13 protein-coding genes are annotated in these 12,460 nt (G+C 69.6%); 10 read left to right on the forward strand and 3 right to left on the reverse strand.

Annotated elements, in window-relative coordinates:
• Window positions 1-151: 151 nt before the first annotated feature.
• Both ACSU6M_RS00395 and ACSU6M_RS00400 read left to right on the forward strand, forming a co-directional pair.
• Complete coding sequence (locus tag ACSU6M_RS00395) at window positions 152-499, forward strand: effector-associated constant component EACC1 (RefSeq protein ID WP_437065980.1); 348 nt, start codon at window positions 152-154, stop codon at window positions 497-499.
• Window positions 500-515: 16 nt separating this feature from the next.
• On the forward strand, window positions 516-3,548 hold the full coding sequence (locus ACSU6M_RS00400) for a caspase, EACC1-associated type (protein ID WP_437065981.1): 3,033 nt from the start codon (window positions 516-518) through the stop codon (window positions 3,546-3,548).
• A 70-nt stretch (window positions 3,549-3,618) separates the two neighbouring features.
• On the opposite strand, the gene ACSU6M_RS00405 is transcribed toward ACSU6M_RS00400, so the two are convergent.
• Window positions 3,619-4,839, reverse strand: coding sequence for a metallophosphoesterase (locus ACSU6M_RS00405; protein WP_437065983.1), 1,221 nt, complete (start codon window positions 4,837-4,839; stop codon window positions 3,619-3,621).
• Between the two features lie 160 nt (window positions 4,840-4,999).
• On the opposite strand from ACSU6M_RS00405, the gene ACSU6M_RS00410 reads away from it, so the two are divergent.
• On the forward strand, window positions 5,000-5,503 hold the full coding sequence (locus ACSU6M_RS00410; protein WP_437065985.1) for a hypothetical protein: 504 nt from the start codon (window positions 5,000-5,002) through the stop codon (window positions 5,501-5,503).
• A gap of 12 nt (window positions 5,504-5,515) precedes the next feature.
• Window positions 5,516-5,785 (forward strand): hypothetical protein, encoded by a 270-nt coding sequence (locus ACSU6M_RS00415; RefSeq protein WP_437065986.1) that lies wholly within the window; start codon window positions 5,516-5,518, stop codon window positions 5,783-5,785.
• Here ACSU6M_RS00415 and ACSU6M_RS00420 read toward each other — a convergent pair.
• Window positions 5,775-6,698, reverse strand: coding sequence for an aminoglycoside phosphotransferase family protein (locus tag ACSU6M_RS00420; protein ID WP_437065987.1), 924 nt, complete (start codon window positions 6,696-6,698; stop codon window positions 5,775-5,777). The genes ACSU6M_RS00415 and ACSU6M_RS00420 overlap by 11 nt on opposite strands.
• 265 nt (window positions 6,699-6,963) lie before the next feature.
• Between ACSU6M_RS00420 and ACSU6M_RS00425 the strand changes: the two genes are divergently transcribed.
• The 5 genes from ACSU6M_RS00425 to ACSU6M_RS00445 all read left to right on the forward strand — a co-directional run bounded on the left by ACSU6M_RS00425 (window position 6,964) and on the right by ACSU6M_RS00445 (window position 10,960).
• Complete coding sequence (locus tag ACSU6M_RS00425; RefSeq protein WP_437065989.1) at window positions 6,964-7,500, forward strand: hypothetical protein; 537 nt, start codon at window positions 6,964-6,966, stop codon at window positions 7,498-7,500.
• A gap of 565 nt (window positions 7,501-8,065) precedes the next feature.
• On the forward strand, window positions 8,066-8,173 hold the full coding sequence (locus ACSU6M_RS00430) for a keywimysin-related RiPP (RefSeq protein ID WP_110635242.1): 108 nt from the start codon (window positions 8,066-8,068) through the stop codon (window positions 8,171-8,173).
• A gap of 186 nt (window positions 8,174-8,359) precedes the next feature.
• Window positions 8,360-10,231 carry an asparagine synthase-related protein gene (locus ACSU6M_RS00435; RefSeq protein ID WP_437065991.1) on the forward strand — a complete coding sequence of 624 codons (1,872 nt, stop codon included), beginning with the start codon at window positions 8,360-8,362 and terminating at the stop codon, window positions 10,229-10,231.
• On the forward strand, window positions 10,228-10,485 hold the full coding sequence (locus tag ACSU6M_RS00440; RefSeq protein ID WP_437065993.1) for a lasso peptide biosynthesis PqqD family chaperone: 258 nt from the start codon (window positions 10,228-10,230) through the stop codon (window positions 10,483-10,485). Before ACSU6M_RS00435 ends, ACSU6M_RS00440 begins: the two co-directional genes overlap by 4 nt.
• A 58-nt stretch (window positions 10,486-10,543) precedes the next feature.
• Window positions 10,544-10,960 carry a lasso peptide biosynthesis B2 protein gene (locus ACSU6M_RS00445; protein WP_437065995.1) on the forward strand — a complete coding sequence of 139 codons (417 nt, stop codon included), beginning with the start codon at window positions 10,544-10,546 and terminating at the stop codon, window positions 10,958-10,960.
• A 207-nt stretch (window positions 10,961-11,167) separates the two neighbouring features.
• Here the strand turns inward: ACSU6M_RS00445 and ACSU6M_RS00450 are convergent, their stop codons facing one another.
• Complete coding sequence (locus ACSU6M_RS00450; protein ID WP_437065996.1) at window positions 11,168-11,314, reverse strand: hypothetical protein; 147 nt, start codon at window positions 11,312-11,314, stop codon at window positions 11,168-11,170.
• A 243-nt stretch (window positions 11,315-11,557) separates the two neighbouring features.
• On the opposite strand from ACSU6M_RS00450, the gene ACSU6M_RS00455 reads away from it, so the two are divergent.
• A complete protein-coding gene (locus ACSU6M_RS00455) occupies window positions 11,558-12,409 on the forward strand; it encodes an MBL fold metallo-hydrolase (RefSeq protein WP_437065998.1) in 852 nt (283 codons plus the stop codon).
• Window positions 12,410-12,460 lie beyond the last annotated feature (51 nt).

Below are 12,460 nucleotides of genomic sequence, written 5' to 3' on the forward strand. Positions count from 1 at the left end.
GCCGTCGGTCCCTGGGCAGGCATGTCACCTCTGAAGGCGAACGGGAATCCCAGCCCACCAGATCCCTCGTTTTCCGCCTCTGCGCCTACGATGCGGCTCATACTGGTGGTCCGGGTGCATATCCGCCGGGGGCGTACACAAGGGGGGTTGCGTGGAGATCCGAGTCGGGGCGCGCGGAGAGCACGCTCAGGAGGTCCTGAGATCACTGCACGAGTGGTTCCTCGACGATCAGGACATCGCCCGCCATGCGAAGATCGACGTCGTAGAAGCAACACCCGAGCCCGGAGCGATGGCCGGAGACATCGAAACGATCAGCCTGATCGTGTCCTCGGCGTTCAATCTCGCCAATCTCGCACTGGCCTACGTCACATGGCGCTCGTCGCAGGCCGCACCCCCGGCACCGGTCGAGATCACGGCCAACGGAGTCCGGATCATCGTCGAGGACGCATCCGACGAGACAGCGGACCGGATCACCGCAGCGCTGACCGCCCCGGAATAGACGCGAGGGTGACGCCTTGCTCGCGGAGCCACTGAATTCACGCGCGATCCTCATGGGGACGTACGCCTACACGTCCCTCGACGATCTCCCAGCCGTCCGTAACAACGTGGAGCGCCTGGGTGAGCTCCTCACGGACGACAAGGTCTGGGGCCTGCCGTCGGAACACTGCACGCAGATGCTGCAGTGGGACAACGCCGCCAAGATGGTCGACACAGTCAAGCGGATCGCCGCGGCCGTAACGGACACGCTCATCGTCTACTACGCCGGCCACGGACTGACGGTGTCACGTTCGATGGACCTGTGCCTGTCGCTTCCCGAGTCCCGAGTCAACGAGATCCACACCACGCTCCCCTACGACTGGTTGCGACAAGCAGTCCTGTCCAGCCAGGCCCTCAGGAAGGTCGTCATCCTCGACTGCTGCTACAGCGGGAGGGCGATGCCCGGTATGAGTGCTCCCTCCGAGATCGCTCAGGACGCGGAGATCGAAGGCACCTACCTGCTCGCGGCAGCCGCGGAAACGAAGAAGGCACTCGCGCCACCAGGGGAGAACTACACGGCATTCACCGCCGAACTCGTCCACGTCATGGAGAACGGCATACCCGATGCCGGTGAACTCCTGGACATGGACACCATCTACCGCCACGTGCACACGGCACTCGCGGGAAAGTCCAGACCTCTGCCACAGCAGCGAAACCGAAACACCGCGGCTCGCATCACCTTCATCCGCAACCGGGCCGTACCCATGGACTCCGATGCCGCGCCCGACAGCACCACGCCGACGGAGAGGAAGAGCCTCGCGGAATCGGGCCTGGCCCACGCCTTGCGCCTGAAGGCCCAGATGACCGGCGACTACACGCTGATCGACGACGCCATCAGCCTCTACCAGCGAGCCCTGGCGGCCTCGCGGCTCGACAGCGCCGACTACGCCAAGCGCCTCGCCGAACTCGGTGACACCCTGCGCTTCCGCGCAGAGGTGACGGGCGACCGCGCCTCCCTCGACGACGCGATCGAGTTGCTCCGCAGCGCCGTAGCCGCCGCTCCCGAAGGTCACCTCGACCGAGTCTTCTGTCTGACGAGCCTGGGGAACGCCCTCCGACTGCGTGCCCAGGAGACCAGCGACAGCGCCTCCCTCATGGAAGCGGCGGACATCCTGCGAGCAGCGGTGGAGAGCGCTGAAACGGGACGACCCGACAGCGCGCTGCCGCTGCAGAGTCTGGGAGGGACGCTCTGGGGCATCTCCCAGATCGACGAGGGCGCCGGAATCGAAGAAGCCATCGGGGCCTGGCGTACCGCCGCGACAACCGTCGGAGCGCCGACCCGGCTGCGCATCGACGCCGCTCGGCAATGGGGTGAGGCCGCCGCCGATCACGAAGGCGCCGCGGCAGGCCGTGAAGCACTGTCCCTTGCGGTGTCCTTGATGCCTCATCTCGCCGCCTGGCAGATCGATCTACTGGACCAAGAGCGACAGCTGAGCGACTTCCTCGGCCTGGCGTCCGACGCCGCGGCCTGTCATCTCGCCGCGGGCGATCCCCACGCGGCACTCCAGGTGCTGGAGCAGGGAAGAGGCGTCCTCCTCAACAGGATCATGGACATCAGTTCGGAGAGCGCCGTGCTCCGTGAAAGCGCTCCCGAGCTCGCGGACGAATTCGAGAGACTCAGGACGATTCTCGGCGCCGAAGAGGGAGCAGCCGGCGACGGCGGCGACGGGTTCCGTGAAACACCCGTGGTGTTCTCCGGACAGGCGTTGGACCGTCGCCACTCCGCAGCGCGCCGACTCGACGAACTCATCACCCGCATCCGGCACATGCCCGGCTTCGAGGGATTCCTGCTGCCGCCCACCATGGAGGAGCTGGCCAGGGCCACCGAAGCGGGTCCGGTGGTGACGGTGAACGTGAGCCGGTACCGGTCGGACGCCCTCATTCTCAGCTCTGACGGGCTGAGCGTTCTCCCCCTACCCGCCCTCGACATCGAGACCGTCCGCAGGCGCACCTCGGAGTTCCTCGGGGCAGTCACACCGACGGGACACGCGTTCGAAGACCGGATCTCAGGACAGCGGACGATCAGAGACACGCTGGCGTGGCTCTGGGACTGCTTGGTGGAACCGGTCACCGAGGCGCTCGGCTGCACCACCGGGCCGGTGGACGGCCAGGCGTGGCCGCGCATCTTCTGGTGCCCCACCGGGCTGCTGAGCCTGCTTCCCCTGCACGCTGCCGGCCACCATGACCCGACGTCAGGCCCCACCCCTCGGAACCTGATGGATCTGGCCGTCTCGTCCTACACGACCACGCTGCGCAACCTGCTGCGGAGCCGGTCGGGCGCGGGCGAGGCCGCAGCAGCCGGTGAGCAGCGCTTCTTGGTCGTGAGTCTCGCCGACGGGGACGGTGTCGTCCCCCTGCCCGGTGCAGAGAGGGAGACGCGACGGCTCCTCGAGCGCTTCCCGCACGCGACACACCTGTCGGAGCATGGCGCGACGCGCAGCACGGTCAAGCGCGGACTGAGCACCAGCGAATGGGCGCATTTCGCCTGCCACAGCCTGACGGAACTGGACCACCCGATCAACAGCGGGCTCCTGCTGGCCGACGGCCGGCTCGCCGTCCGCGAGATCACCCGGCTCCGGTACCAGGTCACACCGAAGCTCGTCTACCTGTCGGGGTGCGGGACGGCGCAGGGCGGGACACGGCTGGCGGATGAAGCCATCCATGTGTCCTCTGCTTTTCAGGCGAGTGGCTTCGCGCACGTGATCGGGACGCTCTGGCCGATCGACGACAGGGTGGCAGCCAGCATGGCGGATGCCTTCTACGCGCAGGTCCAGGCCGGCCTGGTCGATCCCGCCTTCGCCATCCAGCAGGCCGCTCGACGGCTTCGAGACCGCTACCCGGCAGCGCCGATACTGTGGGCCCCCATGATCCATCTCGGCATGTCGCGAGGGAGCCCCGACGAGTCGAGCCCCATGGCCGTATCCCCCGCCGGCGAAGCCACGTATCCCCTCCTGCCGCAGGAGGGCAGGAGGGGAACGGTGTTGGGAGCTGTGCTCCACGAGGGCGAATGACCGGTGAGACACGAGCCGAAACGCTGAGGCTGCAGATCACCTCCGATCCCGATCCCACGGCGACGTCGTGCTACGTCACGGAGTGCGCGTGTGGGGAGCGCAGGACGAGCAGGGTGATCTCGCTGGGGGCGAGGACGCGGAACGGCGGGCCCCAGAAGCCGGTGCCTCGGCTGGTGTAGAGGAGGGTGCGGGTGCCGTGGCGGCTGAGGCCGGCGAGGGCGGGCTGGTCGAGGCGGACCAGGTGGTGGAAGGGCCAGATCTGACCGCCGTGGGTGTGGCCGGAGAGCTGGAGGTCGATGCCGTGGGCTGCCGCCCGGTCGACGAACTTGGGCTGGTGTGCCAGGAGCAGGACGGGCAGGTCGGGGTCGGCGCCGCGCAGGGCTCCGGCGAGGTGGGCGCGGTGACCGGTCAGGCCGGAGGACTCGGCGGTGACGTCGTCCACGCCGGCGACCACGAGGGTGTCGCCTCCGCGTTCCAGCAGCAGGTGGCGGTTGCGCAGCGGCTCCCAGCCGAGCTCGTCCATCAGGTCGACCCAGCCCTGGGCCTCGCTGTAGTACTCGTGGTTGCCGGTGACGTAGACACGGGCTCGGGTGGCCCGCACGGTGGCGAGTGGGGCGGCCTGGGCACGGCGGCGTTCGGCGGTGCCGTCCGCGATGTCGCCGGTGTGGCAGACGAGGTCGGCTTCGAGGGTGTTCACCCTCTCGCATACGCGTGCCGACCACCGAGCCCGATCGAGGGGACCGTAGTGGGTGTCGGTGATGAGGACGACGCGGAGGCCGTCCAACCCGGCGCCGAGTCGCGGGAGTTGTACGTCGAGTCGGCGCACGCGGGGCACGCGGCGGGCTTCGGCGTACCCCCAGGCGAGCAGGACGGCGGTGACGCCGAGGACGGCCCAGGTGACGATGCGGGCCCGGTCCTGGCTCTCGCCGACTCCGGCCACGAACAGGGCGAGCCGCAAGAGGACGCCGAGCAGAACGGACCAGGTGAACAGGACCCAGCCGGCGCCCAGCAGCGTGTCACCGACGATCGCCGCCCGGTCCTGCTGGCGTCGGCCGTGGCCGCGCGCCATCGCGAGCGGCATTCCGACGAGGCCGAGGGCGAAGAGGGCGGTGCCGGCGAGCGTGACGGGCAGCGGCCAGTGCTGACCGGTGTGCAGGAGCACCCAGCAGGGCACGGCCCACAGCAGGACGGGCGCGATCAGAGGCAGGTGACGCATCAGGCGGTGCAGCCGGCTCGGCCGCGGCGCGTGCGCTCGGGCGTCGGCGGGTCTGGTGTTGCTGGTGTCGGTCACGCTTGCCTCTCTGCCCCGGCTGCCGTCTCGCGCACTGTATCCGGGTGTCCGTCCCTACCGACAGGGCACGCTCTGCGGCCGGCTGACGCGGGCCGAGCGGACGTATTGGCTGTGGCCGGTACGACACGAGGTTCTGCCGGGTCTACGGGGAGAAGAGCCGATGACGGCTGTCGTACGACAGCGCCTGCGGGAGAACTGCCTTCTGCGCGGGCTGGACCTGTGGGAGATCGGCCCTCCTAGAATCCAGCCTGTGACAACTCATTGGTATGTCCTGGTAGAAGAAGCCCACGTCGATTATGAGCATGAATCGTGGTCCTGCACGCCCAGTTGGGAGCTGAGACGGACGGAGCATGTGGCGGGCGACCGGAAGGACGCAGAAGCCGCAGGTCTCGAGTTGGCGAAGAAGCACATACCGGAGTCCTTTTACGTGCACCCGGGAGACCAGCCACACAGAAGCGTGTTTTCGACGCAATCCGGCGCCTGGATCGTGTCGCTGAAAAGCCGTCGGCAGCAGACCCACTTCAGGGTGACGACCGGTCAGCTCGTCCATTCCGAGGAAGAGCTAGTGGCACCCCTTCCGGAGTGGTTCCCGGAGTACCACAGCACATGGTCCCATCTGAAGTTCTTGCTCGGGGGGTCGTTCACAAAGAGGAGCAAAGCCTGACAGCCTTCCCGCGTGGCCGCACAGGACGAGTGCCCGCCGACCGCAGGACAGCCGCGGAAGGCCGGCGACGAGCTGTGGGCGGTGATCGAACCTGCCGTGCTTCTCCGGTTCCTCGGCGTGGAGGAGTCGATCACCGCCCGTGAGCAGTCCGACTTCCTCTTCTACCTCAGCTCACTCAGGAGGATGACGGGGATCCGGTCACAGACGCCGGCCTCCTTCCAGGCGGGCATGCGCCAGCCCGCAGGTGACGCCCGAACCGAAACCCACCGGATCACCGGCTGAGCAACGCTTCTGAGATCGCCACGGAAGCTGACGCGAGAGCGGTTTCGCCGTCCTCGATGTCCCATAGCGAGTTCTGCAGCAGCCGCCCGAGCGTCCAGCCGGTCGCGCGTGCGCGGTCCAGGCCGAGGACCTCGGTGAGGAGGTCGAAGCGGCGCCGCACCACGCGCGAGGCATCGCCCTTCGCGACCACGTCGTCCCACCTGCTGTCCAGGGCGGGCCAGAGATCGAAGCCGGGGTCGCCGGCGAGTGGTTCAGGATCGATGGCGAGCCACGGCTCACGCTCCGCCGCGAGAACGTTGCCGACATGCAGATCCCAATGCAGCAGCCGGTCTCCGGGCTCACCGGCCAGCTCCTTCACCGCCGACGCCCAGCTGAGGAGGAGTCGCCGGTCTGCCGGGTCAGCCAGAGCTGTGACCGCCCGGGGGACCTGCTCCAGCATCTCCGTGGCGATGTCGCCGAGGCTGCGCAGTCCCTGCGGTGCCGGGATGCAGACCAGCCGGGCCTGAAGCCCGGCGAGGACAGCCATCGCTGTGTCGTCATCCTCGATCGAGGCCAGTGTGCGGGTGGCGTCCAGCCGTTCCAGGAGCATGGCACCGCTTTCGGAATCGTGATCGAGCAGCCGCACCATCCCCTCGCCGTTCCAGGTGCGCAGTCCGACGAGTGCGGCAGTGGTCTCCTCTCTGGGCATCTGCAGTTTGAGGACCGCGCGCGTGCCGTCCTCACGCAGCACCGGCAGCACCAGCGCGGCCTCCCCCGCCCTGACGACGCCGTCCCGTTTCAGTTCCCAGCGGTCGAGTAATTCGGCGGCCCTAGCCGGCAGTCCGGCGATCCAGGCCGTCCCTTCCTCTCCGAAGCCTCTGGCGTAGGAAACCGCCAGGGAATCAGGGACCTCGACCACTCCCCACGTGTTCATGTCCTGCTCCCCCTAGAAGTCATGTGTCCGCTGCAACCTATCCGAGGCTCGGCAGACGGCCGTACCTGCTTTCGACACGGCGGTTGAGGGAGTCGACGAGAGCGGATCGGCAGTGTGCCCGTTCTCGGTGGGCCGGGCCGGCCGCCGCGGTCGTTTCCTCGGGCGGCGGACTGCACCCGGCTGGTCCGGGGCGTAGCGTGAAAGGAGAGGGGCTCGGAGCGAGTGGCTTTCATCCCATGCATCGAGCTCGATGAAGGGAGCCCTCATGCACGTCGAAAACAGACGTCGCCGCACTCACGCCTCGCTTTGGCGCGCGCTGGCCGTTCCTGCCGCCGCGGTCATTGCGGTCCCTGTGCTGGCAACTGACGCCGGGGCCAGCCATCTGCGGACGGTGACAGGCAGTGTGGCCTTCCGGATCATGGATTACGAGAGTGTCGGCCGCAATGAGGTCTGCCACCGGAATGTCAGTCTCGACCACCGAGATATCGAAATCGGGGTCGACAACACCAGGCCCATAACAGTTCGAGCCCGGTGTGGTGGAGAGATAAGAATCGAAGTCCACTACGACATTCGACACGACAGTGGTGGCTTCATTCGGGTGACCAACGGACTCGTCGAGTTGTACGAGGGAACTACCACCAGAACAGGCGACAAAGACGGCTGGACAGAGTTCGAGAGAATGTTCCTCTATCCGCTGCAACGCGACTCCAGGAACATCCATGTGCAGAATACGGAAGAAGAGCAGCCCCACGACAAGGCCGACGTAACGCTCACCCTGCGCAACTCGCACTCATCGTCGTAAAGCGTAGGGCTTGCCCCGTAAGGCATCTCCGGATCGGCTCGGGCAGGGTGGCCGCCCTCGGGCTCGCTGATGCATCCAGCGGGCTCGGGCGTCAGCCGCGGCGCCCCGACGTACGCTGCCTGACACGACGTGCCGCGCACCCGCAAGGGTGGATTTCCGGCCAGTACGACGGCGACCGGCCACCCGACAGCGACGACCGGAATTGCGGCTACCGCGTCATGCGAGTTCAGGACGGGGCTCTCGCCCTGCATACCGCCCGGCGTCCCGTGCAACCCCGGCCGAAAACACCTGCCGCTGCTCGGCGAGGGCGCCGTGGGTACCCCGTCCCGCGACGAACATGACGCGCGACTCGCATTCGGTGAGCGCTGTGTCGGATGTGACGGAAGGGATACGGCCGGGGCTCGCTCGGATGGCCTGCGAAGCCCGTTGTGACGGAGGAAACCTCACACCTAGCTTTGTGCACTGCGTCGGCGCCCCGCTGATTCGGGCGGCGTGCCGGCCCATGCAGGAGGCGGGGCAACCCGCTTCTGTCGACGACGAATTGATCGACGAAGGGATAAAGACGATGGCTTACGAGCGTCCCACTCTCACCAAGGTCGGCGACTTCCAGAAGGTCACGGGCCTGGCCGGGACGGGCAGCCCCGACCTGCTGGGCGGCCACAGCCTGCTCTGACCTCTCGGGGCCCGCCCTCTGCAAGCCATGTGCGCAGGGGCTGGTCCGGAGCGTGGGCGGCGCCGTCGGTGCCGCCCACGCCCTTGTCACCCACCGCCCACGGCCCAGGTCCAGGCCCAGGCCCACCGCAGACCTCCCACCGCAGACCTCCCACCGCCCACCGCACCCTTCCGGAAGGACCCGCCTATGGTGACCGGCCCGTCGTCCCCCGCCGGGGCCTGCTGGTTCCTCGTCTTCCCGGACACCGACGCCGTCGCCGCCCTCGCCGCGCGAGCCCGTTCCCATGGGACCCGCGAGCTCCCGCACGCGTCCGGCAGGCCCTGGCTGATCGGCCGCTGGCCGGACCACGCCGTGACGTCAGCCGCACGCGGACCCGCCCGGCTGGCCGTGCTCGGGCAGCACGCGGTGACGCCGGAGGAAGCGGCGCGCGCGGCCCGTGCCGGATCACCCGAGGCCGCCGACGCGTACGCGAGGAACTGGCCCGGCAGCCACCACCTGATCACCAGCTTCGACGGCAGCACGCTGGTCCGCGGCACCGTCACCGGCGTCCGGAGCGTCTTCGCCGCCCAGGCGCCCGGCACCCACGGCGCCCACCTGCTGTCGGATCGGGCCGATGTCCTGGCGGACCTGACCGGCGCCGACCTGGACGAGGGCCGTCTGGCCGTGCAGTTGCTCAGTCCCGGCATCCTGCACCCGCTGACCGTCCAGACGGTCTGGCGCGGCGTCGACATCGTTCCCGGAGACCGGCGTGCGCTGCTCGACCGTGACGGGCGTCTGCGCACGGACCGCTGCTGGAGCCCGCCCCCGGCCGAACTCCCCCTCGCCGAAGGCGCCCGGCTCGTGAGGGATCGGCTCACCGACGCGGTCACCGTACGGATCGCGGGCCGCGAACTGGTCAGTGCCGACCTGGGTGGCGTCGACTCCACCGCGGTGGTCGCCACGGCCGACCGCGCGGGCGCGAAGACCGTCGCCTACACCGCCGCCGTCCACGACGTACTCGGCGACGACGTCGCCTACGCGCGGCGCACGGTGGAGGCGCTGGACGCGGTGGAACACCATGTCGTGCCGGCGACCGCCGTACCCCTGACCTTCGACCGCGTCGACACACTGGACGACGACCTCGACACGCCGTCGCCGTACGCGGTCAACCGCCACCGGCGGATGTACATCGTCGAGCGGGCAGCGGAGCGCGGCTCCGCGCTGCACCTGAGCGGTATGGGCGGCGACGAGCTGTTCAGCGGCGCCTCCGCGCACGTCCACGGCCTGCTGCCTCGCCACCCCCGTACGGCCTGGCGGCTGACCCGCGGCTTCACGTCCCGGCACCGCTGGTCCCGGCGCACGGCCCTGGCCCAGCTCCTGGACCGCCGCCCGTACAGTGACTGGCTGGTCCGGGTCGCGCACGACCTCACCCACCCCCAACCCCCCATGACCGTCCCCCTGTTCAGCTGGGGCACCCCGCCACGGCTGCCCCCGTGGGCCACCGGGCGGGCCGTCGAAGCCGTGCGCGAACTGGTCCTCGAACAGGCGCGGGACGCCCAGCCGCTCAGCCCCGGCCACGGCGGGCACCGGGAGCTGGCCACCCTGCGCAGCCTGGCCCGCTTCGCCCGGCACGTCCAGCAGATGTCCGAACCGCTCGGCGTCACCTTCGCCGCCCCGTACTACGACGACCTGCTCGTCGAGGCCGCCCTCGCCGTCCGGCCCCAGGACCGGGTGACGCCATGGCGGTACAAACCGCTGATCGAGGAGGCCATGCGGGGTGTCGTCCCGGAGGCCAGCCGCCACCGGACGACCAAGGCGCACGCCGCCTTCGAGGAGGAGACCGGGCTGCGCCGCCATCGCGCCGCGCTGCTCGCCCTCTGGGAGGACTCCCGGCTGCGCGAGCTGGGCCTCGTCGACCCTGCGGCCCTGCGCGACTGGTGCCTTCGGCCGCTCGCCGCCGACCTGGAGAGCGCGCTGCTGCATCCGACCATCGGCTGTGAGGTGTGGCTGCGCGCACGCGAACGACACCGCGGCCCGCTGGGGCCGGCACACACCGACACGGGAGGTATCACGACATGACGATGACCCTGCGCCCCGGCGTGGTGACGGCCGACACCGAGTACGGCATGGCCCTGCTCGACCAGAACAGCGGCGAGTACTACACCCTCAATCCCACCGCGGCGCTGATCGTCCAGACCCTGCTGGACGGCACGAGCAGGGAGCAGGCGGTGACGGCGCTCACCGACCGGTACGACGTGAGCAGCGAGCAGGTCGAGGAGGACATCACCCGCATCCTCGAGGAACTGCGCACCGCGAAGCTCCTGGCCGCCTGACCCGGCGCCGCTGCCGCCCCCTGCCCGCTCTCCACCCCGACCCGGAGGGATTGCCGCCGTGTCCACCTCGCAAGTCGTCCCGCACGATCCACGCTCGGTGCCCCTCGGCCCGCGGCTGGTGACCCGGCTGGTCGTCGGCTGCGCCCACCTGCTCGCCCGGCAGCCGCCCGCCCGCATCCGTACGGTGCTCCTGCGGCTGCGCCGCGGCGCCCGGCCCGCGACCCTCGCCGAGGCCGCCCGCGCTCGCGAGACCGTCCTCGCCGTCAGCCTGGCCGCCGGCGGCCAACAGGGCTGCCTGCCCCGCTCGTTGGCCACCGCGCTGCTGTGCCGGCTGCACGGCCAGTGGCCGACCTGGTGCGTCGGCGTCCGCACCCAGCCGCCGTTCGCCGCGCACGCCTGGGTGGAGGCGGAGGGCGTCCTGGTCGGCGAAGGCGTGCCCGCCGACTACTTCCAGCGGTTCATCACGGTGGACTGAGCGGCGAAGAGTTCTCCGACCTGTCGGCTCCTACCGGGCAAGCCGACGCCCGTCCGGGGACGGATTGCCCGGCCTCTTCCGGTCGGCTCGGTCGTGGCGGGTGATGCCCCCGCGGGTCGCAGAAAGGACCGAGGGCCTGGGCGCCGACGGGATTGCGTCGGCGCCCCGGCCCTCGGCACCGTGTGCGTACGCTGAGGGGGCGAGCCGTCAGCGTCGGCCCCGCAGCCTGCCCAGCAGCCGCTGCGCCTGGGCGCGGCGACGCGGGTCGGCGGAGGCGCGGCGCAGCTGCTCCACGGCACGACGGCCCTGCGGACTCCTGCTGAACTGCTTGATCCGGTTCAACATGCCTGCCACGGATGCCTCCTGAGAACGGTCGACGACAAAGCCGGTACGGCTGAGTCTTCGTGGAAGCCGGTTACCCCCGTCCGGCCGTGCCATCCCTCCTCACGGCGAGTGCGCCGGTACTCTTCGCACATCCCTCGTCGCTCAGCGGAGCCGGCCGTCGCACTGGCCGCGTTTCTGCGTTTGACGACGGCCCGGCGCGGGGGTGCACTGGAATCATGGCGCTGCGGCGACTCCGTCGTAGGGAGAGCAGCGATGACGACCACGGAGAATTTCAGTCTTCTGCAGCCGTACAAGATCGCTGAGGAGACGTTCGTCATCCCGTGGGCCCTCGAGGCTCCACCGGTCGGTCACTTCCCGATGAATTCGATGGTGATCCGGGGCGCCGAGCCGGTCCTGGTGGACACCGGGGCGCCCGCGGTGCGCGCCCAGTGGCTGGAGGCGGCCTGGTCCGTCGTGGACCCCCTGGACGTACGGTGGATCTTCCTCACCCACGACGACCGCGACCATGCCGGCAACCTCCTGGCGGTCCTCGCGGAGTGCCCGAACGCGACCCTGCTGACGACATGGTTCTCCATCGGCCGCATGGCCGAGGAGTGGGAGACACCCGTCAACCGGTGCCGCTTCATGACCGACGGCGACACGATCGACGCGGGAGACCGCACTCTGGTGGCCAAGCGACCGCCCCTGTACGACAACCCCACGACCCGAGCCCTCTTCGACTCGAGGACCAGCGTCCTGTGGGCCGTCGACACCTTCGCCACGAATGTGCCGACGCCCATGCCCGACACCGCGGCGCTGTCGCCGGACGAGTTCCGCGACGGCCAGTTCTTCGGCGGAAGGCTCGTCTCCCCCTGGGTGGCCCTGCTGGACGCCGAGAAGTTCGGGACGGTCGTCACCGATTTCCAGCGTCTGAACGCCGAGGTCATCGCCGGCTGCCACTGCCCGGTCCTGCGCGGCTCCCAGATCCCCGATGCCTACGACTTCCTGCGCCGGCTCCCCGAGATCCCACCGTGGACCGAGTTCACCCAGTCCGACCTGGACCAGTGGATGGCGGTCGCCGAGAGCTCGGTTCCTCCGGAGCAGCCGCGGCCCTCGGCGACGTGACGTGGGCGGCGCGCAGGCAGCCGTGGCGGGCGGCGAGAGCCGGCCCGCGGT

It is taken from the genome of Streptomyces sp. enrichment culture (genome assembly GCF_964272895.1).
Classification (GTDB): domain Bacteria; phylum Actinomycetota; class Actinomycetes; order Streptomycetales; family Streptomycetaceae; genus Streptomyces.